General features: G+C 68.1%; 25 protein-coding genes. 15 read left to right on the forward strand and 10 right to left on the reverse strand.

The window, feature by feature from the left end; all coding sequences use genetic code 11:
* Position 1: 1 nt before the first annotated feature.
* Positions 2 to 787 carry a hydroxypyruvate isomerase gene (gene hyi, locus AC3WQM_RS18660; protein ID WP_099795650.1) on the forward strand — a complete coding sequence of 262 codons (786 nt, stop codon included), beginning with the start codon at positions 2 to 4 and terminating at the stop codon, positions 785 to 787.
* A gap of 23 nt (positions 788 to 810) precedes the next feature.
* The gene (locus tag AC3WQM_RS18665; RefSeq protein ID WP_492680777.1) at positions 811 to 1,728 is read left to right on the forward strand and encodes a 2-hydroxy-3-oxopropionate reductase; all 918 of its coding nucleotides are present in this window, start codon (positions 811 to 813) and stop codon (positions 1,726 to 1,728) included.
* A gap of 2 nt (positions 1,729 to 1,730) precedes the next feature.
* On the opposite strand, the gene AC3WQM_RS18670 is transcribed toward AC3WQM_RS18665, so the two are convergent.
* Positions 1,731 to 3,071 (reverse strand): NAD(P)/FAD-dependent oxidoreductase, encoded by a 1,341-nt coding sequence (locus tag AC3WQM_RS18670; RefSeq protein ID WP_492680779.1) that lies wholly within the window; start codon positions 3,069 to 3,071, stop codon positions 1,731 to 1,733.
* Positions 3,072 to 3,291: 220 nt separating this feature from the next.
* Here AC3WQM_RS18670 and AC3WQM_RS18675 point away from each other — a divergent pair, with 220 nt between their 5' ends.
* Complete coding sequence (locus AC3WQM_RS18675) at positions 3,292 to 5,592, forward strand: NADP-dependent malic enzyme (RefSeq protein ID WP_492680781.1); 2,301 nt, start codon at positions 3,292 to 3,294, stop codon at positions 5,590 to 5,592.
* Between the two features lie 77 nt (positions 5,593 to 5,669).
* On the opposite strand, the gene AC3WQM_RS18680 is transcribed toward AC3WQM_RS18675, so the two are convergent.
* From AC3WQM_RS18680 to AC3WQM_RS18690, 3 genes are read right to left on the reverse strand one after another with little or no spacing between them, the layout of a single operon-like run.
* The gene (locus tag AC3WQM_RS18680; RefSeq protein WP_492680783.1) at positions 5,670 to 6,461 is read right to left on the reverse strand and encodes an aspartate/glutamate racemase family protein; all 792 of its coding nucleotides are present in this window, start codon (positions 6,459 to 6,461) and stop codon (positions 5,670 to 5,672) included.
* A 13-nt stretch (positions 6,462 to 6,474) separates the two neighbouring features.
* The gene (locus AC3WQM_RS18685) at positions 6,475 to 7,524 is read right to left on the reverse strand and encodes an S-methyl thiohydantoin desulfurase domain-containing protein (protein WP_492680785.1); all 1,050 of its coding nucleotides are present in this window, start codon (positions 7,522 to 7,524) and stop codon (positions 6,475 to 6,477) included.
* Between the two features lie 42 nt (positions 7,525 to 7,566).
* The gene (locus AC3WQM_RS18690; RefSeq protein ID WP_492680787.1) at positions 7,567 to 9,228 is read right to left on the reverse strand and encodes an OPT/YSL family transporter; all 1,662 of its coding nucleotides are present in this window, start codon (positions 9,226 to 9,228) and stop codon (positions 7,567 to 7,569) included.
* 160 nt (positions 9,229 to 9,388) lie between these two features.
* On the opposite strand from AC3WQM_RS18690, the gene AC3WQM_RS18695 reads away from it, so the two are divergent.
* The 11 genes from AC3WQM_RS18695 (at position 9,389) to AC3WQM_RS18745 (ending at position 20,003) form a co-directional block, all read left to right on the forward strand.
* Positions 9,389 to 10,165 (forward strand): IclR family transcriptional regulator, encoded by a 777-nt coding sequence (locus tag AC3WQM_RS18695; protein ID WP_492680789.1) that lies wholly within the window; start codon positions 9,389 to 9,391, stop codon positions 10,163 to 10,165.
* 285 nt (positions 10,166 to 10,450) lie between these two features.
* Positions 10,451 to 11,365: a dihydrodipicolinate synthase family protein gene (locus AC3WQM_RS18700; protein ID WP_062473360.1), complete on the forward strand. Its 915-nt coding sequence runs from the start codon at positions 10,451 to 10,453 to the stop codon at positions 11,363 to 11,365.
* Positions 11,366 to 11,403: 38 nt separating this feature from the next.
* Entirely contained in the window at positions 11,404 to 12,021 is a 618-nt protein-coding gene (locus AC3WQM_RS18705) for a TRAP transporter small permease (protein ID WP_354343885.1), read from the forward strand.
* Position 12,022: 1 nt separating this feature from the next.
* Positions 12,023 to 13,288: a TRAP transporter large permease gene (locus AC3WQM_RS18710; RefSeq protein WP_354343887.1), complete on the forward strand. Its 1,266-nt coding sequence runs from the start codon at positions 12,023 to 12,025 to the stop codon at positions 13,286 to 13,288.
* Positions 13,289 to 13,345: 57 nt separating this feature from the next.
* Positions 13,346 to 14,344: a TRAP transporter substrate-binding protein gene (locus AC3WQM_RS18715; RefSeq protein ID WP_492680791.1), complete on the forward strand. Its 999-nt coding sequence runs from the start codon at positions 13,346 to 13,348 to the stop codon at positions 14,342 to 14,344.
* 155 nt (positions 14,345 to 14,499) lie between these two features.
* Positions 14,500 to 15,534 (forward strand): ABC transporter substrate-binding protein, encoded by a 1,035-nt coding sequence (locus AC3WQM_RS18720; protein WP_095950867.1) that lies wholly within the window; start codon positions 14,500 to 14,502, stop codon positions 15,532 to 15,534.
* Positions 15,534 to 16,394, forward strand: coding sequence for an ABC transporter ATP-binding protein (locus tag AC3WQM_RS18725; protein ID WP_492680793.1), 861 nt, complete (start codon positions 15,534 to 15,536; stop codon positions 16,392 to 16,394). The genes AC3WQM_RS18720 and AC3WQM_RS18725 overlap by 1 nt, the downstream gene beginning before the upstream one ends.
* Before the next feature lie 10 nt (positions 16,395 to 16,404).
* Positions 16,405 to 17,175, forward strand: coding sequence for an ABC transporter permease (locus AC3WQM_RS18730; RefSeq protein ID WP_070062385.1), 771 nt, complete (start codon positions 16,405 to 16,407; stop codon positions 17,173 to 17,175).
* 11 nt (positions 17,176 to 17,186) lie between these two features.
* Positions 17,187 to 17,663, forward strand: coding sequence for a nucleoside deaminase (locus AC3WQM_RS18735; RefSeq protein WP_062473350.1), 477 nt, complete (start codon positions 17,187 to 17,189; stop codon positions 17,661 to 17,663).
* A 14-nt stretch (positions 17,664 to 17,677) separates the two neighbouring features.
* Positions 17,678 to 18,481: an aminoglycoside phosphotransferase family protein gene (locus AC3WQM_RS18740; protein WP_492680795.1), complete on the forward strand. Its 804-nt coding sequence runs from the start codon at positions 17,678 to 17,680 to the stop codon at positions 18,479 to 18,481.
* 10 nt (positions 18,482 to 18,491) lie between these two features.
* Positions 18,492 to 20,003: a hypothetical protein gene (locus tag AC3WQM_RS18745; protein ID WP_492680797.1), complete on the forward strand. Its 1,512-nt coding sequence runs from the start codon at positions 18,492 to 18,494 to the stop codon at positions 20,001 to 20,003.
* On the opposite strand, the gene AC3WQM_RS18750 is transcribed toward AC3WQM_RS18745, so the two are convergent.
* The 3 genes from AC3WQM_RS18750 to AC3WQM_RS18760 are packed head-to-tail and all read right to left on the reverse strand — an operon-like array spanning position 19,967 to position 22,234.
* Entirely contained in the window at positions 19,967 to 20,188 is a 222-nt protein-coding gene (locus tag AC3WQM_RS18750) for an oxidoreductase-like domain-containing protein (RefSeq protein WP_095746351.1), read from the reverse strand. The two genes, AC3WQM_RS18745 and AC3WQM_RS18750, sit on opposite strands and share 37 nt — an antisense overlap.
* 16 nt (positions 20,189 to 20,204) lie before the next feature.
* Positions 20,205 to 21,557, reverse strand: coding sequence for a sensor histidine kinase (locus AC3WQM_RS18755; RefSeq protein ID WP_489058072.1), 1,353 nt, complete (start codon positions 21,555 to 21,557; stop codon positions 20,205 to 20,207).
* On the reverse strand, positions 21,554 to 22,234 hold the full coding sequence (locus tag AC3WQM_RS18760) for a response regulator (RefSeq protein WP_062473345.1): 681 nt from the start codon (positions 22,232 to 22,234) through the stop codon (positions 21,554 to 21,556). Before AC3WQM_RS18760 ends, AC3WQM_RS18755 begins: the two co-directional genes overlap by 4 nt.
* Positions 22,235 to 22,355: 121 nt before the next feature.
* Between AC3WQM_RS18760 and AC3WQM_RS18765 the strand changes: the two genes are divergently transcribed.
* Entirely contained in the window at positions 22,356 to 23,048 is a 693-nt protein-coding gene (locus tag AC3WQM_RS18765) for a phosphatase PAP2 family protein (RefSeq protein WP_492680799.1), read from the forward strand.
* A 10-nt stretch (positions 23,049 to 23,058) separates the two neighbouring features.
* Here AC3WQM_RS18765 and lpxO read toward each other — a convergent pair whose 3' ends face one another.
* The 3 genes from lpxO to AC3WQM_RS18780 form a co-directional block, all read right to left on the reverse strand.
* The gene (gene lpxO / locus AC3WQM_RS18770) at positions 23,059 to 23,955 is read right to left on the reverse strand and encodes a lipid A hydroxylase LpxO (protein ID WP_062473341.1); all 897 of its coding nucleotides are present in this window, start codon (positions 23,953 to 23,955) and stop codon (positions 23,059 to 23,061) included.
* A gap of 94 nt (positions 23,956 to 24,049) precedes the next feature.
* Positions 24,050 to 25,480: a sensor histidine kinase gene (locus tag AC3WQM_RS18775; protein ID WP_492680801.1), complete on the reverse strand. Its 1,431-nt coding sequence runs from the start codon at positions 25,478 to 25,480 to the stop codon at positions 24,050 to 24,052.
* Positions 25,477 to 26,160: a response regulator gene (locus AC3WQM_RS18780; RefSeq protein WP_062473337.1), complete on the reverse strand. Its 684-nt coding sequence runs from the start codon at positions 26,158 to 26,160 to the stop codon at positions 25,477 to 25,479. Before AC3WQM_RS18780 ends, AC3WQM_RS18775 begins: the two co-directional genes overlap by 4 nt.
* Positions 26,161 to 26,301: the final 141 nt, after the last annotated feature.

Raw genomic sequence — 26,301 nt, forward strand, 5'->3', positions numbered from 1 at the left:
CATGCCCAAGTTCGCAGCCAATCTCACGATGCTCTTCACCGAGCTGCCGTTCATGCAGCGCTTCGAGGCGGCCGCCAAGGCCGGCTTCGAGGCGGTGGAGTACCTCTTCCCCTACCCCTTCGACAAGAAGGAACTCACGGCCGCCCTGCGCACCAACGGCCTGCAGCAGGTGCTGCACAACCTGCCGGCCGGCGACTGGGACAAGGGCGAGCGCGGCATCGCCTGCCACCCGGACCGCACCGGCGAGTTCCGCGAAGGCATCGCGCTGGCCATCGACTACGCCACGGCGCTGGGCTGCCCGCAGCTCAACTGCCTGGTCGGCAAGGTGCCGGCGGGCGTGAGCACCGACGCCGCCCACAAGACCGTGGTCGAGAACCTGCGCCTGGCAGCGCGCGAACTCGAAGCCGCGGGCCTGCGCCTGCTGATCGAGCCGATCAACACCTTCGACATTCCCGGCTTCTTTCTCACGCGCACCGACCAGGCGCTGGCGCTGATCGACGAGGTGGGCTCGGACAACCTGCGCGTGCAGTACGACATCTACCACGCACAGCGCATGGAAGGCGAGCTGGGCAACACGCTCACCAAGCAGCTGGCGCGCATCGGCCACATCCAGCTGGCCGACAACCCGGGCCGCGGCGAGCCGGGCACGGGCGAGATCAACTACCCGTGGCTGTTCCAGCACATCGATGCGCTGGGCTACGACGGCTGGATCGGCTGCGAATACAAGCCCCGCGCCACCACGGTGGAAGGCCTGGGCTGGCGCGAAGCCCTCACGAAGAAGCAATGAACGTTCACGAAGGAAACAGAGACATGACCACCGCAGCAACTGCACAAAAAATCGGATTCATCGGCCTGGGCATCATGGGCGCGCCCATGGCGGGCCACCTGCTCGACGCAGGCCACACGCTCTTCGTGAACACGCACGGCAACACGCCGGAGCCCTTCGTCTCGAAGGCCACCATCTGCGGCTCGGCCGCCGAAGTGGCGCGCAAGGCCGACATCATCTTCATCATGGTGCCCGACACCCCTGACGTGGAAAAAGTGCTGTTCGGCGCACCGGGTGCGGAAGGCGTGGCCGACGGCCTGAAGGGTTCGCAGGGCAAGATCGTGGTGGACTGCAGCTCCATCGACCCGATCGCCACCAAGGAATTTGCACGCCGCATCGTGGCACTGGGCGCCGGCTACATCGACGCGCCGGTCTCGGGCGGCGAAGTGGGCGCCAAGGCCGCGAGCCTGACGATCATGTGCGGCAGCGACGAAGGCACCTTCGGCCGCGTGAAGCCGCTGCTGGACAAGATGGGCAAGAACGTGACGCTGGTGGGCGGCGCGGGCGACGGCCAGGTCTGCAAGGTGGCCAACCAGATCATCGTGGCGCTGAACATCGCCGCGGTGAGCGAAGCGCTGGTGTTCGCCTCGAAGGCCGGCGCCGACCCGGCCAAGGTGCGCCAGGCGCTGATGGGCGGCTTTGCCAGCTCGCGCATCCTCGAAGTGCACGGCGAACGCATGATCAAGCGCACCTTCGCGCCGGGCTTCCGCATCGCGCTGCACCAGAAGGACCTGAACCTGGCGATGCAGAGCGCCCGTTCGCTGGGCGTGGCGCTGCCGCAGACCGCGAACGCAGCGCAGCTGATGAACGCCTGCGCGGCGATGGGCTACGGCCAGCTGGACCACTCGGCGCTGGTGAAGGCCCTCGAAGCCCTCGCCCAGCACACCGTGACTCCCGACTGAAACTAGGTCTTTGCCGCTTCCAGAGACTCTTTCAGATTGCGCCGGCGCCATGCCCAGGTCTTCACGGCCTGCGGCAGGATGCCGATGCACGACGCGTAGTACGTCACCTTGAACCCCCAGAAGCGCGGCCCGATGGGCGTGTTGCGGAACAGGTCGCCGGCCAGGATGGACAGCAGCGCCTCCTGCATGCGCCAGATGTTGCGCGGCGCCATGAACAGGCGGCGGATGGCGGGCGAGGTGATGCGGTAGATGAACCACGAGAACATCTTCGGCCCGTGCTTCATCACCTTCTCGTAATGGCGGAAGGCCTTCTCGGCCTCCTTCGCCTCGCCCTTGAGCCAGTGGTCAGCGCAGGTCGCGGCCTCGAAGCCGCTGTTCATCGCCAGGTACACGCCCGAGGAGAACATCGGGTCGACGAAAGCATAGGCGTCACCCACCATCATGAAGCGGTCGCCGCGGCAGAACTTGGAGTCGTAGGCGTAGTTGCCGGTGGTGGTGGCGCCTTCCATGAGCGTGGCGTTCTTCAGCCGCGCAGCCAGCTTGGGCGCCAGCGCGATGGTCTGCATCAGGAAGTCTTCGAGCGACGCGCCCTGGCGCCGCTTGAAGTAGGCCGGCGAGGCCACGGCGCCGACGCTCACGGTGCCGTCCTTCAGCGGGATGTACCAGAACCAGCCGTGGTCGAACCAGAAGAGCGAGATGTTGCCCTCGAAGCGGCCCGGCCGGCGCTCGGCGTTGGCGAAGTGGCCGTACAGCGCCGCGCTCGCATGCTTGCGGTTGCGCTGCTTGGCGTCGAACTGGTTCGACAGCAGCGTGTCGCGCCCGCTGGCGTCGATCACGAAGCGCGGGCGCCATTCGGTCTCGGTGCCGTCGTCGGCCTTGACCTTCACCAGCGGGCGGTTGTCGGGCGTGCCCTTGCCGGCGTCCATGTCGACGCCGGTGACGCGCCGGCCCTCGAAGGTGCGCGCGCCGCGCTTGCCGGCGTGGCGGAACAGCAGCTCGTCGAATTCCGAACGGCGCACATGCACGGCATAGGGAAAGCTCTTGTCCATCGCCTGGCCGAAGTCGAAATGGCTGGTGTGGTCGTGCCAGGGCGAGACGAATTCGGCGCCGTGCTTGCGCAGGCCGATGGCCTCGACCTCGGTGCGCACGCCGAGCCGGTCGAACAGCGGCATGTTCATCGGCAGCAAGGATTCGCCGATGTGAAAGCGCGGATGCTGCGCCTTCTCGAGCAGCACCACGTCGTGGCCCTTGTCTGCGAGCAAGGCGGCCACCGTGGAGCCCGAAGGGCCTCCGCCGATGACCACGACGTCCGGCTCGGTGCCGGTGAAAGGTCCGGGTGTCATTCGATGTCCCTCCGTGTTGTTCTGTGCTTGTGGACGTTGGTTCGCCGCACCGCCCGTGCGGCACGGATTTGCCCCCCGGAAACAGGGGTGTTGAAGTTTAGCGAGTCGGCAGACCCTCTCGATCAGGCGGAAGATAGAGGGTCTCGTCGTTCCCCCCGAGAGAAGAGGCCGCGCTTTTGCGGTAGCCTCATTGCCCGCCAGAACCTAGGAGACTTTTCAAATGGCTGCATCCCTGTCCCCCGCTGAAGAAGCACTTCGAGAAGCAGCGCGCGAATACCACCGCTCGCCCGTCAAGGGCAAGATCTCGATCACCCCCACCAAGCCCCTGCTGAACCAGCGCGACCTGTCGCTGGCTTACTCGCCGGGCGTGGCCTACCCCTGCCTCGACATTGCGGAAGATCCCGCGCTCGCGGCCGAATACACCGCCCGCGGCAACCTCGTGGGCGTCATCACCAACGGCACCGCCGTGCTGGGCCTGGGCAACATCGGCCCGCTGGCCTCCAAGCCCGTGATGGAAGGCAAAGGCTGCCTGTTCAAGAAATTCGCCGGCATCGACGTGTTCGACATCGAGCTGGCCGAGAACGACCCCGACAAGCTGGTCGACATCATCGCGGCGCTGGAGCCCACGCTGGGCGGCATCAACCTCGAGGACATCAAGGCGCCCGAGTGCTTCTACATCGAGAAGAAGCTGCGCGAGCGCATGAACATCCCGGTGTTCCACGACGACCAGCACGGCACGGCCATCATCTCGGCCGCAGCATTGCTCAACGGCCTGGAACTGGTCGGCAAGAAGATCGAAGACGTGAAGATCGCCGTCTCGGGCGCCGGCGCTGCCGCCATCGCCTGCCTGGACGTGATGGTCGGCCTGGGCGCCAAGCCCGCCAACATCTACGCCTGCGACTCCAAGGGCCTGATCTACATGGGCCGCGCGGGCGGCTTCGACGAATCGAAGGCCCGCTACGCCCAGAAGGACACCGGTGCGCGCACCCTGGCCGACGTGGTGAAGGACGCCGACGTGTTCCTGGGCTGCTCGGCCCCCGGCGTCATGAGCGCCGAGATGGTCAAGACCATGGGCACGCAGCCGATCATCCTGGCGCTGGCCAACCCCGAGCCTGAAATCCGCCCCGAGCTGGCCAAGGCCGTGCGCCCCGACTGCATCATTGCCACGGGCCGTTCGGACTACCCGAACCAGGTCAACAACGTGCTGTGCTTCCCGTACATCTTCCGCGGCGCGCTCGACTGCGGCGCGAGCAAGATCACGGAAGAAATGAAGCTGGCCTGCGTGCGCGAGATCGCCGACCTCACCAAGGCCGACATCAGCGAAGAAGTGGCCACCGCCTACGCCGGCCAGGAGCTGGCCTTCGGCCCCGACTACATCATTCCGAAGCCCTTCGACTCGCGCCTGATCCTGCGCATCGCGCCGGCCGTGGCCAAGGCAGCCGCCGCCTCGGGCGTGGCCTCGCGCCCGATCGAAGACATGGAGGCCTACCGCCAGCACCTGACGCGCTTCGTCTACCAGACGGGCATGTTCATGCGCCCGGTGTTCAGCGCCGCCAAGATCTCCACCACCAAGCGCGTGGCCTACGCCGAGGGCGAGGACGAACGCGTGCTGCGTGCCGCGCAGTGGGCGGTCGACGAAGGCCTGGCCCAGCCCATCCTGGTAGGCCGCCCCGCCGTGATCGAGGCCCGCATCCAGAAGGCCGGCCTGCACATCCGTTCGGGTGTCGACTTCGAGATCGTGAACCCCGAGGACGATCCGCGCTTTCGCACCTACTGGGAGAGCTTCCACAAGCTCATGGGCCGCCGCGGCGTCACGCCCGAAGCCGCCAAGACCATGGTGCGCCGCTCCAACACCACCATCGCCGCGCTGATGCTGCACCTGGGCGACGCTGACGCGATGATCTGCGGCCTGGTCGGGCGCTTCGACGTGCACCTGGAGCACATCCGCAACCTGATCGGCCTGAAGCGCGGCGCGCCCGGCTTCGCCACGCTGAACGCGCTCACGCTCGAGAAGCGCACGGTGTTCATCACCGACACCAACGTGAACGAAGACCCGAGCGCCGAACTGCTGGCCAGCATCGCCGTGATGGCCGCCGAAGAAGTGCGCCGCTTCGGCCTGCCGCCGAAGGTGGCCTTCCTCTCGCACTCGAACTACGGCACCTCCAGCCGCGGTTCGGCGCGCAAGATGCGCCTGGCGCGCGACCTGTTCTCGCAGATGGCACCCGACATCGAGTGCGACGGCGAAATGCACGGCGACGCCGCGCTGTCCGACGAGATCCGCCGCACCGCGCTGCCCGAGACCACGCTCTCCGGCGAGGCCAACCTGCTGGTGTGCCCGAACCTCGACTCGGCCCACATCCTCTACAACGTGCTGAAGATGACGGGCGCGAACGGCATCACGGTGGGCCCGATCCTGCTGGGCGCCGCGAGCTCGGCCCACGTGCTGACGCCTTCGGCGACGGTGCGCCGCATCATCAACATGACGGCACTGGCCGTGGCGAAGGTGAAGGCGCAGGACTGAGCCTGACGTTTCTTCCTTGAAACAACAACGCCCCGTCGCGGTCTCCGCGGCGGGGCGTTTTTCATGGATGGCCGTGTTCAGGCGTGGACAGGCGACACCACCGGCACGTCGGCCGGATCGAACACGTTCCAAGCCAGCAGTTCCCTGTCTTCGGGCGGTGGCTCGCAGCCGCCGACGCGGCTGGGCTTCCAATCGAAACGCTGTTTCATGTCGGCCAGCGCCTCGGCACGCTTGAAGGCCGCCAGCGCCGAATCGATGACGGGCACGCCCAGCGCGTCCTGCAGCTGGCGGTAGAAGCCGAACTCGAGCGTGCAGCCGAGGATGAGCGCCTCGGCGCCGTCCTCGTCGATGGCGCGGCGGCCCTGCGCGATCATGCGGCGCACGGTCTCGTCGCGGTCGCGCTGGAAATCTTCCACGCCGAGCTCCAGCGCGCGGAACGAGGCGATCAGGTGCGCGTGGCCGTACTCGCGCACGCGCGCCTCGATGCGCGGCACCCACTTGCGCCGCCCCACGATCACCGACACCTTCTGTGCCAGATTCGACGCGATTTCGAACGAGGCTTGGCAGGGCGCGACCACCACGGTCTGGCCCGAGATCTCGCGCGCCTCGATCAGCACCGGGTCGTAGAAGCAGCCGACCACCACGGCGTCGAAGCCCTGCTGCGCGGTGTCGCGCACGGCGCGCACGATGTCGGCGCCCAGCAGCGCCTCGTAGCTCTGGTACTCGACGTGGTGCTGCACCGAGGCGTTGCGCAGCGACACCACCTCGACCTCGGTGCCGGGGTTCTTCACCTGCGCGAACTCTTGCGCGAAGCGCGCGTTGTAGGTGTCGTTGCCGACGGCCCGGATCCAGCGGATGCGCAGTGCCATGTCGTGTCTCCGTTCAGGCCGGCGCGAAGGCTTCGCCCAGCGACTTCTCGAGCGGGCGGTACAGCTCGGGCATGAACATGGTGCGCGACAGCAGCAGCCGCGCGCGCGGCGCCACCAGCACGCGCAGCCGCGCGCCCTGGCGCACGTGGGCCGACACCACGGGCTGGCCGTCGTCCGAGAAGGTCATGATCAGGTCGGGAAAGCGTGCGATGCGCTCGCCGCCCTGCGCCAGCAGCATGTACTCGTTGATGAAGCGCAGCGTGGTGCCGGCCGCGTCGTCGAGCTCGACCACGCCGACATCCAGCCCTTCCTGCTGCTCGCAGCGGTAGCTGCGCACCGTGCCTTCGGCGACGAGGCGGCCGTCGAGCGAACGGGCCACGGCATCGACGCCGCCGTCCAGGAAGGTCTGGCCCAGCGCGATGGCGTGGCTGATGGCGCCCGGCGCACCGTGCTGGCGTGCGTAGCCCACGGTCACGGGGTTGCGCGCCACCGCCACGAGGCCGCCCGCCTCCACCGAGGCGCGGCGCACCACGGCCGAGGTCTGCTCGAGCCGGCCCGACACCACGCCTTCCACGTAGCGGTGCGGCTCGCCGCCCGCGTAGGCCTGCACCGAGAGGTAGTCGGGCTCGGTGTGCAGGCCCAGTGCGCCCATCACGCTCGAGGGGTGGGCGCGGCCGTTGCACGCGAGGTCGATCACGGGCAGGCCGGTCATGGCGGCGTGGAACCAGCCGTTGACCGTGGTCTCGGCGCCGTTCTCGTTGGCATGCAGCGCGACCAGCTTCTGGCCCGCCGGCAGCTCGCGCCGCAGCAGCTCCAGCGTGCGCAGCAGGTGCGCCGGCTGCACATGCGGATCGGGCGCGGCCGGCGCACCGACCAGGGCCATGGTGGCGGTGAGCGCGGCTTCGTCGAACTCGTCGACGCTCCACAGCTGCGGCGTGCCGACCTGCAGCGCCAGCCCTGCGGCGCGCTCGCCGGCCGCGATGAGCCCGCCGCCCCCGCCGCCGAGGATGGCGCCGCCCCAGATGGCCGCGCGGACGTCGTCACTGGTCAGATTGCGTTTCATGGATTCGATTCCTGTGTGTGTGATGAAAGGAAAGAAGGAGAACTACTTGCGCAGGCTCTTCACCGCGCCCGAGAAGAAGCTGTAGAGCGCATCGCCCGCGATCACGCCGCCGGCGAACACCTCGAGCCGTTCGCGCGCGGCGGCGCCGAGCACGGCATGCACCGCGAGCCGGCAGGCAATGCCGGCCGCGACCATCCAGCCGGCCATCGGGCTGGCGATGAGCAGGCCGGTGGCGAACAGCACGCCGAGTTGCTGGCGCGGCCCGCCCGCCAGCTGCAGCAGCGCGCCGGGCACGGCCCACAGCGCGAGGTTGCGCGCGGTCTCGCCCGAGATGCCGGCCTTGATCGCGGCCACGTAGGCGGCGTTGATCGGCGCGGTCTGGTGGTTGGCGAAGAACAGCGGGTAGGCGCAGGCGACCACCACGATCGCCACGCCGAAGCCGACCATGCCGGCGATCATCTGTTCGCGCCGGCCTTCGAGTTCGAAGGCCGAGCCCGAGGCCTCGCCGCGCAGCAGGTGGCCGGCCTTGAGGTCGTAGCCCATGTCGGCAAAGGCCGGGCCGGTGGCGGCCGAGAAGCCGGCCAGCACCACCAGCGCCTCGGGCGGAAAGCCGATCAGGATGCCCAGCAGCAGCGAGATCAGCGCCACCGCGAAGGCCGGGAACCAGCCCGAGTGCATGGCCGCGATGCCCACGATGAGTTCGTGCACGAAGGCCGCGAAGGTGCCGTACACGATGAACAAGGCCAGCATGCCCGGCGACATGCCGGTGTAGATGCCGGTGCCCGCGCACAGCAGCACCATGATCGCGAGGTAGCCCGCGCCGCCCAGCTTGAGCGAGCGGCCGAGCACGCTGGCGCCGCGCGCCTCGGCCAGCGCCTCTGTCGTCGCGGCGGTGCTGTCAGTGTCGGCCGCGCGCCCGTGCTTCTTCAGCACCACGCGCGCCACCTGCACCAGCGCGACGAGGCCGGCGCCGATCATCATCCCGTGCGGCACGTAGCGCGTGCCGATGTCGAAGCCGAACAGCGGCGCCGAGTAGCCGCGCACCAGCAGCCCGATGCCGAAGGCGGTCATGGCGCCCAGCCCGCCGATCAGCGCCACGCCGAAGGCCGACATCGGCAGCTTGAACACCGCGCCCGCCACGCCGGTGGCCAGCCCGCCCAGCAGCAGCCAGGCCTGCTTGCCGCCGCCGTCGCCCGCCTTGATCGCCTCGGCCGCGGCGATGCCCAGCGGCCACGGGTTCTTCGCCGGGAAGGCGGGCGTGTCGAACATGCGGTACAGCAGCCAGGCGTCGAGCAGCATCGCCAGGCTCACGCCGATGAGCATCGGCACCACCATCTGCGGCAGGCCGAACAGGAAGGGAATGCCGATCGGCAAGAAGAGGCTGTTGGCCGCGCCGAAGGTGGCCGACGAGATGCTCGTCTGCGCCAGGTTCTGCGCATGCACCGAGCGAAAGCCCCGGAACATGGCCAGCGGCACGCGCGCCAAGGTCATGGCCGCGAGCGCGCCGATCAGCGAGGTGCTCGGCGTGATGCCCAGGCTCGCCAGCATCTGGATGCCGACGATGGCGCCGAACACGCTCAGCACCACCGTGAGGATCAGGTTGGCGGGCGCGAGCGCCTTGGGATGCAGCGCGGCCGGCGGCAATGCGGTGTGCCCGGCGCCCTTGTCTTCCAGCGGCGCGACGGCGGTCACTTCATGGTGCATGGTCATTCCTTGTTAGTTCCATATTTTGGAACCATGTCCAATAAACTTGAACTGAATGATAAAACCGTACTTTCGGCTGTCAAGCGGGCGTTCACCCGGGTCGGCCGAAAAGACGCACTGGCGCCGAACCTATGATTCCCACCCCAACCTATCGAACACGATGAGCACCCTTGCCAACGCCATGGACGTCCTGAAGCTGATCGCGCGGCTGCGCCGCGACATCACGGTGACGGACGTCGTGACCGAGCTGGGCCTGCCCAAGAGCTCCGCTTCGCGCACGCTGAGCATGATGGCCGGCTACGGCTTCCTGGACCGCGACGCGGCCACGCGCGCCTACCGCCCGGGCGGCGTGATCATGGAAGCCTCGTACCACTTCCGCGCCTCGCGCAACACGGCCTCGCTGGTCGAGGAAGCGCTCGACGCGCTGGTGCGCGAGACGGGCTGCACGGGCTACATCAACGTGCTCGACGGCACCGACACGCTGGTGATCCAGATGCGCACCGGCGCCGGCGCGCTGCAGATCTACACGCCGCCGGGCAGCCGCGCGCCCGCCTACTCCAGCGCCATGGGCCGCGCGCTGCTGGCCCGCCTGGACGACGACGAAGTGGGCGCCCTGATCGGCACCAAGCTCGACCAGGGCCGCGGCCACGCACCGAAGACGCGCAAGGACCTGCTGGCGCGCCTGGCCGTGATCCGCGACACCGGCTGGGCCCTGTCGCGCGGCGAATACGTGACCAACGTGGCGGGCATCTCGTCGGCGGTGCTCGACCCCGCCACGCGCCAGACCTACGCCTTCGGCATCGCGCTGCCCGCGGAGCAGCTGTCGGCAGCGCTGGTGGAGCGCTTCGGCGCCACCGTGCGCGACGCCGCCAGCAGCGTGGGCAAGCGCGTGGGCGATCCGTACTGGCTGGGCTTCGGGGCGACGACGCCGAGCTGAGCACCGCGCCGGCGCCAGCCGCACGCCCCGCCGCGTTCGCCGCTGCGGGGCTTTTTTTCGTCCGCTGCATCGTGAGGCACGGGGTGCGCCAAGGCGGTGCTTCCAGACGCCCGAACGCCCTTTCCAGAAGCCTCCAACCACCATTTCGGCTGGCATGCAATCTGCTAATACCCTGAGCAGATATTTCTCATATCTTACTAATATATTTAAAAACCAAGCCTTCAAGCCCTGGTTTCGACCGCTGTCCGCAGCGCCCTTTTCTTCTTTTTTTCGAGGTACACACCCATGAGCAATCCCCGCTGGCAAGGCATCTTCCCCGCCATCACCACCAAGTTCCACGCCGACGAAAGCATCGACGCCGAGGGCACCGCCCGCCACATCGACTTCCAGATCCGCAACGGCATCCACGGCCTCGTCACCTGCGGCTCGCTGGGCGAAGCCAGCACGCTCACGCTGGAAGAAAAACTGCAGGTCGCGAAGATCGCCCTGGAAGCCGCCGACGGCCGCATCCCCGTGCTGGCCAACGTGTCGGAGACCAGCACCCGCGAAGCCCTGCGCTACGTGGACGGGGCCAACAAGCTGGGCGTGGCCGGCTACATGGTCATGCCCTCGGTGATCTACGTGGCCGACGCGCGCGAAGCCATGCTCAACGTGCGCACCATCGCCAACGCGGCCCAGAAACCCATCATGGTCTACAACAACCCGGTGGCCTACCGCGTGGACCTCAAGCCCCAGCACATGGTCGAGCTGGCCGACTGCGAGTGGATCGCCGCCATCAAGGAAAGCACCGACGACATCCGTCGCATCACCGACCTGCGCAACACGGTGGGCGACCGCTACCAGCTGTTCCTGGGCGTGGACGACCTGGCCTACGAAGGCCTGGCGCTGGGCTGCGACGGCCTGCTGGCCGGTGTCGGCTGTGCGTTCCCGCGCGAGACGGTGGCGCTGTACGACCTGATGAAGGCCGGCAAGTTCGCTGAAGCGCTCAAGCTGTACCAGTGGATGACGCCGATGCTGCACCTGGACGTGTCGACCAAGCTGGTGCAGAACCTCAAGCTCATCGACCTGCTGGTCGGCGTGGGCACCGAGCACATGCGCCGCCCGCGCCTGCCGCTCATCGGCGAAGAGCGCGCCTTCATCGAGAAGGTCGTCGCCAAGGCGCTGGCCACGCGGCCCGCGCAGTACCAGTCGGTCATGTAATCGCCGCGCGCACGACGCACTGCAAGGCCCAGAACACCATGCAAGACAACGCCTTGAAAGAAAGCGGCGGCCTGTCCCGCCGCGTGCTCGACGCGTCGGACTTCGTCCTGCGCTGCGAGCGCCACCTGCTCAGCAGCCTCATGGGCTTGCTCATCGTGCTGGTGCTGCTGAACGTGGTCACGCGCTATGGCGGCTTTCCGCTCTACTGGGTGGACGAGGCCTCGGTGTACTGCGTGGTCTGGCTCACCTTCTTCGGTGCGTCGGCGATGACGCGGCTGCGGCTGGACTTTGCGGTGACCCTGCTCACCGACAAGCTCGGCACCCGGGCCGCGCGCATCGCCAAGGCCAGCGCCTCGGGCGGCGTGCTGCTGCTCGGGCTGGCCCTGCTCGCGATGTGCTGGCTGTGGATGGACCCGGCCGGCATCGTGCGCCACGGCTTCGACGCGAAGGAGTTCGCGGCCGAGAGCTTCAACTTTCTCTACACCGAGCGCACGCAGACGCTCGACTGGCCGACGTGGGTGGTGCAGCTGATCCTGCCGATCTTCGCGCTCACCCTCAGCGTGCATGCGCTGGCCAACCTCCTCGAAGACCTCGGCCTGCAGCCCAAGCGCACGCACGACGAGTTCCATGTCGCCAACGCGGACGCCGTGAACTGAAATGCTGACCTCTGCCTTCTTCCTGCTGATCATGCTGGTCGGCGTGCCGATCGGTGCCTGCCTGTGCCTGTCGGGCATCGTCTACATCCTCAACTCGGGCGACACGGTGCTGTTCCAGTCGTTCCCGGTGCAGATGTTCGGCGGCGTCGACAGCTACAGCCTCATCGCGATTCCGCTGTTCATCCTCATCGGCGAGATCATGAACGGCGGCGGCATCACGAAGCGGCTCGTCGACCTCGCGCTGGCCTTCATCGGTTCGGTGAAGGGGGGTCTCGCCTACGTGAACATCCTGGCGAACATGCTGGTGTCGTCGATCATCGGCTCGGCCACCGCGCAGGTGGCGATCATGAGCCAGATCATGGTGCCCGAGATGGAGAAGCAGGGCTACGACAAGACCTTCGCGGCCGGCATCACGGTGTACGGCGGCATGCTCGGCCCGATCATTCCGCCCTCGGTGATGTTCGTGGTGTACAGCGTGCTCGCGCAGGTGGCGGTGGGCGACATGCTCATCGCGGGGATCATCCCCGGCGTGATCCTCACGGTGCTGTTCTTCATCGTCATCGCCGGCATGGGCGTGATCTACAACTACCCGCGCACCGAGAAGCGCACCGCCCGCCAGCGGCTGCACACGATCCTCACGGCCTGCCCGACGCTGCTCATTCCCATCGTGATCGTCGGCTCGATCCTCGGCGGCCTGGCCAACCCCACCGAATCGGCGGCGGTGGGCGCGGTGGCCGCGGTGCTGGTGGGGCGCTACGTGACCAAGGAATTCCGCTTCGCGATGATTCCGCAGATCCTGCTCAAGTCGGCGATCTACTCGGCGGTGGTGCTGTTCCTGGTGGCCGCGGCCGCGGTGTTCTCGTGGCTGCTCATCTACGGCAAGGTGCCGCAGGCCACGGCCGCGTGGATACAGACCGTGGCGAAGGACCCGATCGCCTTCCTGCTGCTGGTGAACGTGATCCTGCTGGTGATCGGCACCGTGATCGACGGCATTCCCGGTCTCATCATGACCGTGCCGATCCTGCTGCCCATCGCGACCGAGATCTACGGCATCGACCCACGCCACTTCGGCGTGGTGGTGGTCATCAACCTCGTGCTCGGGCTGATGACGCCGCCGGTGGGGCTGAGCTTCTTCGTGGCCTCGGCGGTGACGGGTGCCAAGCCCGGAAAGATGTTCATCGTCACGCTGCCCTTCTTCCTGATCTGCTGCGTGGCGCTGGTGCTGCTGTCGCTGTTCCCGAGTCTTTCGCTGGCGCTCATCAAGTAAGCGCTGAACCGATCTCTCTCTCTCGCTTCCCTTCACCTCACCCCACAGGAGCTTCGCATGGCCCTCTCCCGCCGCCAGTTCGTCCAGGCCGCCGCCGGCACCGCCGCCGCGTCGACCGCCCTCTTCGGCACCCTGTCGCGTGCCGCCGCCGCCAAGGAATTTCGCCTGGGCCTCATCACGCCCGCGGGCCACTCGTGGAACCGCGCCGCGGTGAGCTTTGGCGAAGCACTCAAGAAGGCCACCGACGGCCGCCTGAGCGCCACGGTGTTCCACTCGGGCCAGCTCGGCAACGAGTCGGCCATGATGCAGCAGCTGCAGTCGGGCGCGCTCGACATGGGCTGGATTCAAGCCGCCGAACTCGGTTCGCGCGTGGCGAGTGTGGCGGCCATCAACGCACCCTACCTCGTGCGCTCGACCACCAACGTCGCCTCGCTCGTGCGCACGCCCGCGGCGCTCAAGCTGCTCGACGTGCTGCCGCGCGAGACCGGCACCATCGGTCTGGGCTGGGGCATCACCGGCATGCGCGTGGTGTTCGCGACCAAGGACATCGCCTCGCCCACCGACCTGAAGGGCATGAAGCTGCGCATCAACCCCACGCCGGTGTACCGCGACTTCTACCAATTGCTGGGCGCTGCGCCCACGCCCATTCCCACACCGGGCGTGTTCGACGCCATGTCCAACGGCCAGGTCGACGGGCTCGAAGCCGACATCGAGTTCTCATGGAACCAGCGCTTCGACCGCGTCTCGAAAACGCTGCTGCCGATGAACGCGCTGTTCATGCCCTTCGCGCCGCTGGTGTCGGGCCGCATCTGGCAGACGCTCGATGCGAAAGACAAGGCGCTCATCACCGACCTCGTGAAGCAGCAGCTCGACGCGCAGATCAAGGACATCGTGACCACCGAGCTGGGCCTCATCGACAAGTTCAAGGCCAGCGGCATCGCGATCAAGAACGCCAGCAACTACAACCCCGCGCCGGTCATCGCCGAATTCGACAAGGTCTGGCTACCCAAGGCGCCGCAGATCGCCGAGCTGCGCAAGATCGGCGCCGCGCTCTGACGGCGGCCCGAGGCCGCAATTCCCAGGCGCGGTGCGCGCCGCACACGCCCTGGGCGCGGCGCGCACCTCGGTGATTCACCGGAAGGGTTCGCACCAATCGCGTGCGGGCACCGTTTTTGCTTGAATGCCGAAGCATTCACCTTCACGGAACCCGCATGAACAAGCGTCAACTGATCCAGTCCTTCCTCGCCGCCTCGGCCCTCAGCTTCGGCCTGTCTTCGGCCATGGCCCAGAGCCCGACGCCGATCAAGTTCCAGCTCGACTGGCGTTTCGAAGGACCGGCCGCGCTGTTCCTGCACCCCGCGGCCAAGGGCTACTTCAAGGCCGCCGGCCTGGACGTGACCATCGACGCCGGCAACGGCTCGGGCGGCACCGTGACGCGCGTGGCCTCGGGCGCCTACGACATGGGCTTTGCCGACCTCGCGGCGTTGATGGAGTTCCACGCCAACAACCCCGACAGCCCGAACAAGCCCGTGGCCGTGATGATGGTCTACAACAACACGCCGGCCTCGGTCATGGCGCTCAAGAAGAGCGGCATCACCAAGCCGGCCGACCTCGCCGGCAAGAAGCTCGGCGCGCCGGTGTTCGACGCCGGCCGCCGCGCGTTCCCGATCTTCGCCAAGGCCAACAACATCGGCGCCGTGAACTGGACCGCCATGGACCCGACGCTGCGCGAGACCATGCTGGTGCGCGGCGACATCGACGCCATCACGGGCTTCACCTTCACCTCGCTGCTCAACCTGGAGGCGCGCGGCGCCAAGGCGGCCGACGTGGTGATCCTGCCCTACCCCGACTACGGCGTGAAGCTGTACGGCAACGTGATCATCGCCTCGCCCAAGCTGCTCAAGGACAACCCGGCGGCGGTGAAGAAGTTCCTCTCGGCCTTCGCCAAGGGCGCCAAGGAAGTCATTGCCAACCCCGCCATGGGCATCGAATCGGTGAAGGCGCGCGACGGCATCATCGACAGCAAGCTCGAGACGCGCCGCCTGCAGCTGGCCATCGACACCGTCATCAACAGCGCCGACGCGCGCACCGACGGCTTCGGCGCCGTCAACGCGGGCCGCATGTCGCTCATGGCCTCGCAGGTCTCCGATGCCTTCAACACCAAGACGCGCGTGAGCCCCGACGCCGTGTGGACCGCGGCCATGCTCCCGCCCGCGGCCGAGCTCAGCGGAATCCTGCGCAAGTGATGGCGGCCGGCGCAACGACACCCGACGCAGCCGCCCCCTTCGTCGATTTCCAGGACGTCTGGCTCGCCTACAACGAAGAACTGCTGCGCGCCAACCACTTCGCGGTCGAGGCCATCGACCTGAAGGTGACGCGCGGCGAGTTCATCGCCATCGTCGGCCCCTCGGGCTGCGGCAAGTCGACCTTCATGAAGCTCACCACGGGGCTGAAGATGCCCTCGATGGGCAAGATCCGCATCGACGGCCAGCCCGTGACCGGGCCGCTGAAGATCTCGGGCATGGCCTTCCAGGCGCCCTCGCTGCTGCCGTGGCGCACCACGGTCGACAACGTGCTGCTGCCGCTGGAAATCGTCGAGCCCTACCGCTCGAACTTCAAGGCCAAGCGCAAGGAATACGAAGAGCGCGCCCGCCGCCTGCTGCAGAAGGTGGGCCTGGGCGGCTACGAGGACAAGTTTCCGTGGCAGCTCTCGGGCGGCATGCAGCAGCGCGCGAGCATCTGCCGCGCGCTCATCCACGAGCCCAAGATGCTGCTGCTGGACGAGCCCTTCGGCGCGCTCGACGCGTTCACGCGCGAGGAGCTGTGGTGCATCCTGCGCGACCTGTGGACCGAGCAGCAGTTCAACGTGATCCTGGTCACGCACGACCTGCGCGAGTCGGTGTTCCTGGCCGACACGGTGTACGTGATGAGCAAGAGCCCCGGACGCTTCGTGGTCAAGCGCGAGATCGACCTGCCGCGCCCGCGCGAGCTGGAGCTGACCTACACCAAGGAGTTCACCGACATCGTGCTCGAGCTGCGCGGCCACATCGGCGCCATCCGCGGCAACGCCACCACCCCCTCCGCTGCCGCGGCGGCAGCGCACTGAGGAGGCGGCGATGAAAAACAGCAAACAACTCGAGCGCTGGTCGCCGTGGCTGCTGCTCGTGGCGGTGCTCCTGCTGTGGCAGGTGATCTGCGCGGGCTTCGGCGTGTCGGACTTCATCTTCCCCAGCCCGCTGCGCATCTGGGAGCAGTTCTGGGAGTTCAAGGAAATCATCGCGGGCCACGCATGGCGCACCTTCTGGGTCACGATGGCCGGCTTCGGCCTGGCGATCGTGGTGGGTGTGCTGCTGGGCTTCGTGATCGGCAGCTCGCGCCTGGCCTATGCGGCGATCTACCCGCTGATGACGGCCTTCAACGCATTGCCCAAGGCGGCCTTCGTGCCGATCCTGGTCGTGTGGTTCGGCATCGGCATCGGGCCGGCGATCCTCACGGCATTCCTGATCAGCTTCTTCCCGATCATGGTGAACATCGCGACCGGCCTGGCCACGCTCGAGCCCGAGCTGGAAGACGTGCTGCGCGTGCTGGGCGCCAAGCGCTGGGACGTGCTCGTCAAGATCGGCCTGCCGCGCTCCATGCCCTACTTCTTCGGCTCGCTGAAGGTGGCGATCACGCTGGCCTTCGTCGGCACCACGGTGTCGGAGATGACCGCGGCCAACGAGGGCATCGGCTACCTGCTGATCTCGGCCGGCTCGGCCATGCAGATGGGCCTGGCCTTCGCGGGCCTGATGGTGGTGGGCGCGATGGCGATGATCATGTATGAGCTGTTCAGCCTGATCGAGAAGCACACGACAGGCTGGGCGCACCGCGGCTCGCAGAACGCATAAATAATGGGGGCATGACCCCCGAACAGATCACCCGCGCGCTGCGTCGCGCCGACGCCGTGGCGCGACGCGCCATGGCCATGGGCCGCCACCCCTTCGGCGCCGTGCTCGTCGCACCCGACGGCGAGACCGTCCTCGCCGAGCAGGGCAACATCGACACGGTGCACCACGCGGAAGCCACGCTCGCGCGCCATGCGGCACAGAACTGGCCGCCCGAGTACCTGTGGCAGTGCACGCTGGTGACCACCTTCGAGCCCTGCGCCATGTGCGCGGGCACGAGCTACTGGGCCAACATCGGGCGCATCGTGTACGGCGCGGAAGAATCCGCGCTGCTCGCCCTCACCGGCGACCACCCCGAGAACCCCACGCTGAGCCTGCCCTGCCGCGAGGTCTTCGCGCGCGGACAGAAGCCCGTCGAGGTGATCGGCCCCGTGCCCGAGGTGGCCGACGAGATGATCGCCACGCACCGGGGGTTCTGGGAATCGCGCTAGTGGGTCCGCACGGCGTGTTCGCGCCTTACCTGGCTCGCTGGCATCTCACGCCCGACGGCGAGGCCTTCACCTCGCTGAGCGGCACGCTGCTGCCCGTGCGCCAGCATGGCGTGGCGGCCATGCTCAAGGTGTCGCACGAGGCCGAGGAGCAGGCGGGCAGCCTGTTGATGGCCTGGTGGAACGGCGACGGCGCCGCGCCCGTGCTGGCCCATGACCGCGAAGCCCTGCTGATGGTGCGCGCGCAAGGCACGGGCTCGCTGGCACAGATGGTTCAAGATGGCCACGACGACGAGGCCACGCGCATCCTGTGCGCCGCCGCCGCGCGCTTGCACGCCCCGCGCGACACGCCACCGCCCCCGACGCTGGTGCCGCTCACGCGCTGGTTCGAATCGCTGTGGGCCGGCGCGGCCACGCACGGCGGCGTCTTCGACCACAGCGCGCGCACCGCACGCGAACTGCTGGCCGCGCCGCGCGATGGGGTCGTGCTGCACGGCGACATCCACCACGGCAACGTGCTCGACTTCGGCCCAGCCGGCTGGCTCGCCATCGACCCCAAGGGCCTGCACGGCGAGCGCGGCTTCGACCACGCGAACATCCTGTGCAACCCGGACGGCGAGAGCGCGTTGGTGCCGGGGCGCTTCGCGCGTCGCATCGAGGTCATCGCGGAGGCCACGGGCATCGAGCGGCGCCGACTGCTGCAGTGGGTGCTGGCGTGGGCCGGGCTGTCGTCGGTGTGGATGCTGGAAGACGGCGAAGCGCCAGGGAGCACGCTGGAGGTGGCGAAGCTGGCGGCCGCGGCGCTCGGGATCGCCGGCTAGATTCGGACGCATGCCTCGCCCCCACTCCTACCTCGATGTCCTTGCGCGGGTTCTGGCGCTGCCGATGTCGGAAGGCCTTGCGTCTTCTGACGAGCGCTTTCATGCGGCATCGGCGGGTACGGATGCGCTGATCGTCGACGTCGAGAAGCGCCGCTACCACCGCGTGCCCGATGCGCGTCCTCTGAGCTTTGAAGACGCGGTGCACGACGGCGTCGCGCAGGCAGCGCTGCAGCTTGAACACAGCGATGGCGTTCGCACGATCGCGCTGGCTGCGCAGGACGACAGCTTCTGGACGCCGCTGCCCGACCCGCGCGTGATCGGCCTGCCGCGCATCGTGCAGCGGCATGACACGGCGTGGACGTCTCCGGCGCCGCCGCCTTCAAATGCCCCTTCACGAACCAGCATCACCGACTGGCTGGGATCGCTGGTCGCGCTGGCGGTGCTGGCCTTCTTTGCCGCCTTCGGTTTCAACGCGCTGCGCTGGTCGTTGAATGGAGGTTGGAACCTGCTGTGGCTGCTGGTGGGGCTGCCGGTGTTTCCGGTCTTCACCGTGCTGACACTGTCGGCCGCCTACGGCTTTTTCCGAACTGCGGTGCCACCGCGCCAGGCCCTGAACGCGATCGATGTCCGTCGCGACGAGCGCTTTCGCGTCGGCGAACCCCTGGCGTTTCGCGTGGATGCCACGGTGCCAGCGTCGGTTGGCGATCAACCCGCGGAGCCGCCGCCCCAAGTCTTTGCTCGCCTGATCGTCCAGACGGTGAACGACAAGGAAGATGGCAGTTGGTCGGTGAACGATTGGCCGTGGGACGCCGCCCCCGCCGACTGCGTTTCATCGACGCGCACCGGAACGGGCGAACGCCATGTGCACTATGCCGGCACCGTGACGACATCACGCAACACGCTGCGCGAGGCACAGGAGCGCTGGTCCCTGGCGTTGTCCGCCAGCCAGGAGCCAGGGACCGAGCCGTTCTATGTCACCAGCCTCGCCACGCCGCCCTTGAACACACCCCTTCGGATGGTGCAACCGCCGGATCGCCTGACACAGCTCAATGCCCTGCTGCGCGGCGAAGAGCTGGAGCTGGTCTGCACGGCCTACGGCAGAGAAAGCAGCACGGCATTCTTCGAAGACTTCACGTCGGAGGACATCCAGGCAGTGTTCACGGTCGACGTCGAGGCGCTGGTAGACCACGCGATGGCCGCTGGCTGGCACGAAGGCAAGATCAAGACCGAGCGGGTCGGCGGCGACAGCACCCTCTACCTGCTGAAGGAAGGTCCCGCCTACAAGGTGATGTTCACCGAACGCTGGTGGACCGAGTCGCTGTACGAGTCGACCGATCTGCGCAGCGCCGTGGCCCGCTACCTTGTGGCCACCTACCTCTTTGCCCAAAGGCTGTCGGGCGCGAAGGCGCTGGAGATTCCGGCGCCCTACAGCGACATGAGGCCCGACTCTGCTCCGTCGGTTTCCGCGACCGACGAGATGCCCCCTCAACCCAGCCGCAGCGACGCCTCATCCCGCCAATAAGCCACCGCCGCCAGCCACCCTTCCCACACGCATCCATTGCAGCCACGTCCACAGCAGGTGGTGGGCTCGGGCGGTGGCGCGCGCATCGCCACACCTTCGGCATCGAGCATCGCCTGCACGCGTGCGATCAGCGCCTGCGCGCCGGCAAGGTTCGTGGGTTCGGGCAGCCGGTCGATGGCGTTCATGGCGGGCGGGTCTTCTTCAGGCCTCGAGGTTCATCAGTTCGAGCCGCATCTTCGCGCCGCCCGATTCGCTCGAGCCGATGCTCAGCTGGCCGCGGTGCAGCCGCGCCACCTCGGCCACGAGGTGCAGGCCCAGCCCGGCGCCGCGCCCGCGCGGCACGAGCCGATGGAACGGCGCCACCACGCGCTCGCGGTCGGCCTCGGGGATGCCGGGGCCCGAGTCGCGCACCTCGATGCACGAGGGCTCGCACAGCCGCACCTGGATGTCGCAGCCCGGCCCGCCGTGCTCGATGGCGTTCTGGATCAGGTTGGTGAGCGCGCGTTCCAGCGAGGGCGCATCGCCGCGCACCGTGAGCGGCTGCGGCGCATCGACCGACAGCGTGCAGCGGCTGCGGATCGCGAGCGGCGCGATGTCGGCCGCCACGCGCTCGCACAGCGACTTCAGCTCCACCTGCTGGTCCAGCGACAGGCCGTGGTCCAGGCGCTGCAGGTCGAGCAGCTGCTCGGCCAGCGTGGCCAGCCGCGCCGAGGCCTGCATGAGCTTCATCTTCAGCGGGTCGTTGGGCAGGCCTTCGAGGTGGATCTGCAGCGTGGTGATCGGCGTGCGCAGCTCGTGCGCGGCATCGGCCAGGAAGCGCTCCTGCCGGTCGTAGCCTTCGTTGAGCCGGTCGAAGGCGCGGTTGACCGCGTTGACCAGCGGACGGATCTCGCTGGCCACGTTGGCCAGCGGCAGGCGCGTGGTGCGCTCGTGCACGTCGATGCCCTCGGCATGTTCCGCCGTGGCCACCACGCCCTTCAGGCCGCGCTTCACGACGAACGGCGTCGCCAGGATCACGCCCAGGCAGGTGACGAGTGCCATCGGCGCCACCAGGAACAGGAAGGCGATGCCGGTGCCCTTGAGCGTGTTCTCCACCGTGAGCGGGCCGCCGGTCTGCGCCATCACGGCCACCGGGCCGGCGCGCGATTCGATGCGCTCGAAACGGGCCTTGGGGCGGGTGCCGTCGCTCTCAGGGTCGATGGCCACGCGCTCGGTGTCGTCGAGCGCATCGAGCAGCCGCAGGTAGGTGGGCGGCACCTCGCCGTGGCGCAGCTGCACGCCGTTCGGGTCGCGCACGATGAACCAGAACTGCGGGTCGGCCTTCTGCAGCCGCCGCAGCGCGCTCGTGGGCTCGACCACCAGCTGGCCGTCGGCGCCGCGCATCAGGGCGCGCTGGATGGCCGCCACCGTCTCGTGGCCGGTCTCGTCGACCACGCGGCCCAACGCCCACGCCAGCCCGAGGAAGCCGCCCATCACCAGCAGACCGACCACCACCTGCAAGAGGATGAGGCTCCAGATCAGCCGCCAGCGCAGCGAAAGCAGACTCAGGCTCATGCGGACTGCGGCGCGCACATCAGGTAGCCCACCCCACGGATCGCATGGATCTCGACCTGCGCGCCGGCCTTGTCGAGCTTGGAGCGCAGGCGCGAGACGTGCGTGTCGAGCGCGTTCGACTGGATGTCGTCCTTGTGGCCGTACACGCGGTCTTGCAGGGCCTCGCGCAGCACGGTGCGGCCACGGTGCTCGAGCAGCGTCTCGAGCACCAGCAGCTCGCGCCGCGGCAGCGTGAGGCAGGCCTCGCCCACATGGGCCTGGCGCGTGTGGTGGTCGAAGCGCAGCTGCCCGAGCGTCATGATGAAGTTGGCGCGCACCGCGGGGCGGCGTGCCAGCGCGCGCACGCGGGCCAGCAGTTCGTCCATCGAGAAGGGCTTGGCCAGGTAGTCGTCGGCGCCGCCGTCCAGGCTCAGCACGCGCTCGGCCACGTCGGTCATGGCGGTGAGCACGAGCACGGCGCAGGCGATGTGGTTCTGCGCGAGGAACGCGACGAGCGAGAGGCCGTCGCCGTCGGGCAGGCCGCGGTCGAGCACGACCACGTCGTAGGGCGCGCCGAGCGCGGCCTCCTCGGCCGCGCGCAGCGAGCTCGCCACATCGACCACCGCCTGGTTCTGGCGCAGCGCCGACGCGAGCGCCTGCGCCAGGTCGGCTTCGTCTTCGACAAGCAGGATTCTCATGGGGGGATGGGGAGGGACCGGACAGGCGGGTGATTCTAGAGAGCCCTCGCATGAGGCAGCGCAATGTTCACGCAATGCATGCGCCTACGCTGTGGCGCTTCCCTCTCCTGAAAGCGCACCGGTGACGACGCCCTCCCGCCCGAACCCCGCCGCCCTCCCCGTCACGCCCTGGCACCTGGCGCTGGGGCAGCGCTTCGCCACGCTGTGGGTCGTGAAGATGATCGGCACCACGCTCGGCATCTCGGGCTTCTTCGTCCTGTACTTCTGGGTGATGCACCACCCGCCCTCGGTGCCGACGGTGATGCCGCTCACGGCCATCGACCACTGGGTGGACGTGAGCGACGACGCGATGCTGCTGTACAGCTCGCTGTGGTTCTACATCTCGCTCGCGCCGGCCTTCACGAAAAACAAGGCCGAGCTGTGGGCCTGCGCGCGTGGCGCCGCGCTCATGGCGGCCATCGGCCTGGCGGTGTTCTGGTGCTTTCCGACGGTGGTGCCGAGCTTTGCGATCGACTGGTCACAGTACCCGGCGCTGCAGTTCCTCAAGAGCGCCGATGCGGGCGGCAATGCCTTCCCGTCGCTGCATGTGGCTTTCGCCGTGTTCGCGGCCGTGTGGCTCGGCCGCCAGCTGCGCAGCGTGCAGGCGCCCGCGTGGACGCAATGGGTGAACGTGCTGTGGGCCGCGGGAATCGTCTATTCGACGCTGGCGACGCGCCAGCATGTGCTGCTCGACGTGCTCGGCGGTGTGCTGCTGGCGGGCCTGGTGTGCTGGCGGCGCGCGCCGCGCGCACGCTTGGTGCTGGCCGAGGCGTGAGCGCCGTCGGTTACCAAAAAATCCACAGGGCGAGGCCGCCGAAGATCGTCCACTTGACCAGGTAGTACGCGCGCTTGTCCCAGGCCTTCAGGCGCTTGCCGACCACGCGGATCTGGTAGATGTACTTGAAGGCGCGGTTCAGCCCGCCCGTCTTGTCGCCCGCGTCGTTGGGCGAGGCGGCGGCGGCCAGCAGGTTCTTCGCGAACCAGCGGTTCACGGCGCTGGCCCAGCGGTACTTCAGCGGACGCTCGATGTCGCAGAACAGGATCACGCGGTCGTGGTCGGTGGTGTTCTCGGCGTAGTGGATGTAGGTCTCGTCGAACACCACGGCCTCGCCGTCGCGCCAGTGGTAGCGCTGGCCGTCCACGTCGATATAGCAGCCCTCGACGCCCGGCGTCCACAGGCCCAGGTGGTAACGCAGCGAACCGGCGAACGGGTCGCGGTGGCGCACGAGTCGGCTGCCCGGGGGCAGCTCGGCGAACATCGCGGCCTTGATGGTGCCGATGCCCTTGAGCAGCTCGGTGGTGCGCGGGCACAGCACGGCGGCCGAGGGGTGCGCCTCGTCATACCACTTCAGGTAGAAGCGCTTCCAGCCGCTCTTGAAGAAGGAGTTGAAGCCCACGTCGTTGAACTGGCTCGAGGCCTTGATGCTGCCGCCGTTGCGCATGGCCAGCGCCTCTTCGCGGATCACTTCCCAGTTTTCCTCGAGGATGCGCATCTCGGGGAACTGCGCAGGCGACAGGTACGGCGTACCGGGCACCTTCGAGAAAAGGTACATGAAGACGTTCAGCGGCGCCAGGAAGGTCGAGTGATCAGAGAGTTGTCTGAAGAACTTGTGCCGGACCTGGCCGCGGAAGTGAACGTAGAGTGCACTGAGCACGAAGATGGCAAGAATGACCCACTTCATTGGTGAAAGTGTCCTGTAGACGAGCGCCGGGGGAGCCGGCTAGTGTAATTCCTCGCCCTGAAATGGGCCTGACCGGGGGCCTTTCCCCCCGGGCTCAGGCGCCGACGAGCAGGGGCTGCGGCACATCGGCCTGCGCCAGCGGCAGCCGCACCGTGGCCAGCAGGCCGCCGCCGGGGGCCTCGCCCAGCACCGCGTCGCCGCCGTGCCGGTCGACCACCGACTTGACGATCGCCAGGCCCAGCCCGCTGCCGCTCTGCGTCTGGTCGGGGTTGCGGAAGAAGCGGTCGAACACGCGCTCGCGCAGCGCGGGCGGAATGCCCGGGCCCGTGTCGGCCACGGTCAGCAGCGCCCGCGCGCCCTCGCGCGCCACATGCACCGTCACGGTGGCGCCGCAGGGGCTGTACTTGATCGCGTTGTCGATCAGGTTGTCGATCATCGAGACCAGGCTTTCGCGCTCGCCGAGCACCGGCACGGCGTCGTCGCACACCAGTTCGAGCTCCACGCCGCGCGCACGCGCCAGGCCCTCGATCATGGCCAGCCGGTCCTGCACCAGCCCGTCGAGCGACAGCATCACGGGCAGCGCGTTGGTGGCCACCGCGTCGCTGCGCATGAGCTGCAGCAGCTGCCCCACCAGCCGGGCCGCGCGGTCGTTGCTGCGCAGCAGGTTGGCCATGAGTTCGCGCTGGCCCTCGTCGGCGCTCTGCTCTTTCAGTGCCTCGACGTTCACGCGCATGGCCGCCAGCGGCGTGCGCAGCTCGTGCGCCGCATCGGCGATCAGGCTGCGCTCGCGCGTGGTGCTGTCGCGCACCCGCAGCAACAGGCTGTTGATGCTCTGCACCAGCGGCTTGAGCTCCTTGTGCGGCGGCGTGTACGACAGCGGCGTCAGGTCGTCGGGACCGCGCTCGGCGGTTTCGCGGCTCACCTGGCGCCACGGGCGCAGCGCCAGCCGCACCGACAGCCAGGCGGGAAAGACCAGGAACGGCAGGCTGATCACCAGCGGCAGCAGGTAGTAGCCGCGCGACAGGATGGTGACGGCCAGCCGCCACACGCTGGGTTCGGCCAGCACCACGCGGGTGTCGGCGATGGGCGAGGCCATCGTGCGCGCGCGCCACTCGCGCCCGCCCGCGACCAGCGTCTCGTTGCGGTCGGGCACCGAGTTCAGCAGCACGGGCACGCCGGCGCGCGAGTTGTAGATCAGCTTGCCGTGCTGCCAGACCTGCATGATCGCAATGGCTTCGGTCCCTTCGTCGCCGTCGCTGAGCGCCTCGATGAGCGCGGCGTCGAAGGCTTCGAGCGCTTCCCGTTGCTGTTCGGGTTGACCCTCCAGCTTCTGCGCAATGGAAATCGCCGCCTTGAAGATGCTGCTGAACCTGAGCAACCCCGGGTCCTTGTACGAGTCGTACAACAGCAGCCCCACGGCCGAAGTCCACAGCAGCGCAACCACGGCCATCTGCGCCACCAGCAGGCGGCGCATCAGGGACGGCTGGTTCCAGTTCTTCCAGCCGCGCGCCAGCTGGCGCATCATTTCGATGGGCTCCGCACCAGCGATTGCGTGTCGATCACGTAGCCGATGCCGCGCACCGTGCGGATGTAGCCCTGCCCGATCTTCTTGCGCAGGTTGGAGATGTGTACTTCGAGCGAGTTGCTGCCGTTGGCCTGGCCGCCGGGCAGCACCTGCTCTTCCATCACGCGGCGCGTGACCACGCGGCCGGTGCGCTTGAGCAAGAGCGCGAGCAGGTCGAACTCGCAGCGCGACAGCTCGACCGGCTCGCCGTCGACGATCACGCCGCGCGTGGGTTCATGCAGCGCCAGCCCGCGCATGCGGATGGTCTCGTCGTTGAAGCCGTAGCTGCGGCGCGCCAGGGCCCGCACGCGCGACAGCAGCTCGGCGAGTGCAAAAGGCTTCACGAGGTAGTCGTCGGCGCCGTCGTCCAGGCTGCGCAGGCGGTCGTTGAGTGCATCGCGCGCACTCAGCACCAGCACCGGCAATATCTGGCGGGTGCGGCGCAGGCGCAGCAGCAGGTCGAGCCCGTCGCCGTCGGGCAGGCCGAGGTCGAGCAGCACCATGTCGAAGGCGCCGTTGTCGAGGGTGCGCAAGGCGTCGTCGAGCCGGCGGACCCACACCACGTCCAGGCCCTGGTTGGCGAGCGCAATGCGCACGCCGTTGCCAAGATCAAGATCGTCCTCAACAAGCAAAAGATTCATGGGAAGGATTCCAAGCGAACAAGCCCGGTTCCGGGAAGTGGCCGAAGTATCTGCCACACCCCGTCGCCGCGCTTCAGGAAGCCTTCATGAAGGCTGCAGGGCTTCTTCAGGCGGCGTGCCCACACTGCAAGGCTCTTACTT

It is taken from the genome of Variovorax sp. FW301-JW7 (assembly GCF_058788795.1).

What these genes read in the sequence shown, in the direction of transcription:
- AC3WQM_RS18755 (WP_489058072.1), bottom strand. Translation starts at nt 21,557, where the DNA reads ATGAGCCTGAGTCTGCTTTCGCTGCGCTGGCGGCTGATCTGGAGCCTC.
- hyi (WP_099795650.1), top strand. Translation starts at nt 2, where the DNA reads ATGCCCAAGTTCGCAGCCAATCTCACGATGCTCTTCACCGAGCTGCCG.
- AC3WQM_RS18695 (WP_492680789.1), top strand. Translation starts at nt 9,389, where the DNA reads ATGAGCACCCTTGCCAACGCCATGGACGTCCTGAAGCTGATCGCGCGG.
- AC3WQM_RS18705 (WP_354343885.1), top strand. Translation starts at nt 11,404, where the DNA reads ATGCAAGACAACGCCTTGAAAGAAAGCGGCGGCCTGTCCCGCCGCGTG.
- AC3WQM_RS18665 (WP_492680777.1), top strand. Translation starts at nt 811, where the DNA reads ATGACCACCGCAGCAACTGCACAAAAAATCGGATTCATCGGCCTGGGC.
- AC3WQM_RS18670 (WP_492680779.1), bottom strand. Translation starts at nt 3,071, where the DNA reads ATGACACCCGGACCTTTCACCGGCACCGAGCCGGACGTCGTGGTCATC.
- AC3WQM_RS18775 (WP_492680801.1), bottom strand. Translation starts at nt 25,480, where the DNA reads ATGATGCGCCAGCTGGCGCGCGGCTGGAAGAACTGGAACCAGCCGTCC.
- AC3WQM_RS18680 (WP_492680783.1), bottom strand. Translation starts at nt 6,461, where the DNA reads ATGGCACTGCGCATCCGCTGGATCCGGGCCGTCGGCAACGACACCTAC.
- AC3WQM_RS18690 (WP_492680787.1), bottom strand. Translation starts at nt 9,228, where the DNA reads ATGCACCATGAAGTGACCGCCGTCGCGCCGCTGGAAGACAAGGGCGCC.
- lpxO (WP_062473341.1), bottom strand. Translation starts at nt 23,955, where the DNA reads ATGAAGTGGGTCATTCTTGCCATCTTCGTGCTCAGTGCACTCTACGTT.
- AC3WQM_RS18780 (WP_062473337.1), bottom strand. Translation starts at nt 26,160, where the DNA reads ATGAATCTTTTGCTTGTTGAGGACGATCTTGATCTTGGCAACGGCGTG.
- AC3WQM_RS18720 (WP_095950867.1), top strand. Translation starts at nt 14,500, where the DNA reads ATGAACAAGCGTCAACTGATCCAGTCCTTCCTCGCCGCCTCGGCCCTC.
- AC3WQM_RS18685 (WP_492680785.1), bottom strand. Translation starts at nt 7,524, where the DNA reads ATGAAACGCAATCTGACCAGTGACGACGTCCGCGCGGCCATCTGGGGC.
- AC3WQM_RS18710 (WP_354343887.1), top strand. Translation starts at nt 12,023, where the DNA reads ATGCTGACCTCTGCCTTCTTCCTGCTGATCATGCTGGTCGGCGTGCCG.
- AC3WQM_RS18745 (WP_492680797.1), top strand. Translation starts at nt 18,492, where the DNA reads ATGCCTCGCCCCCACTCCTACCTCGATGTCCTTGCGCGGGTTCTGGCG.
- AC3WQM_RS18760 (WP_062473345.1), bottom strand. Translation starts at nt 22,234, where the DNA reads ATGAGAATCCTGCTTGTCGAAGACGAAGCCGACCTGGCGCAGGCGCTC.
- AC3WQM_RS18750 (WP_095746351.1), bottom strand. Translation starts at nt 20,188, where the DNA reads ATGAACGCCATCGACCGGCTGCCCGAACCCACGAACCTTGCCGGCGCG.
- AC3WQM_RS18700 (WP_062473360.1), top strand. Translation starts at nt 10,451, where the DNA reads ATGAGCAATCCCCGCTGGCAAGGCATCTTCCCCGCCATCACCACCAAG.
- AC3WQM_RS18675 (WP_492680781.1), top strand. Translation starts at nt 3,292, where the DNA reads ATGGCTGCATCCCTGTCCCCCGCTGAAGAAGCACTTCGAGAAGCAGCG.
- AC3WQM_RS18735 (WP_062473350.1), top strand. Translation starts at nt 17,187, where the DNA reads ATGACCCCCGAACAGATCACCCGCGCGCTGCGTCGCGCCGACGCCGTG.
- AC3WQM_RS18715 (WP_492680791.1), top strand. Translation starts at nt 13,346, where the DNA reads ATGGCCCTCTCCCGCCGCCAGTTCGTCCAGGCCGCCGCCGGCACCGCC.
- AC3WQM_RS18730 (WP_070062385.1), top strand. Translation starts at nt 16,405, where the DNA reads ATGAAAAACAGCAAACAACTCGAGCGCTGGTCGCCGTGGCTGCTGCTC.
- AC3WQM_RS18725 (WP_492680793.1), top strand. Translation starts at nt 15,534, where the DNA reads ATGGCGGCCGGCGCAACGACACCCGACGCAGCCGCCCCCTTCGTCGAT.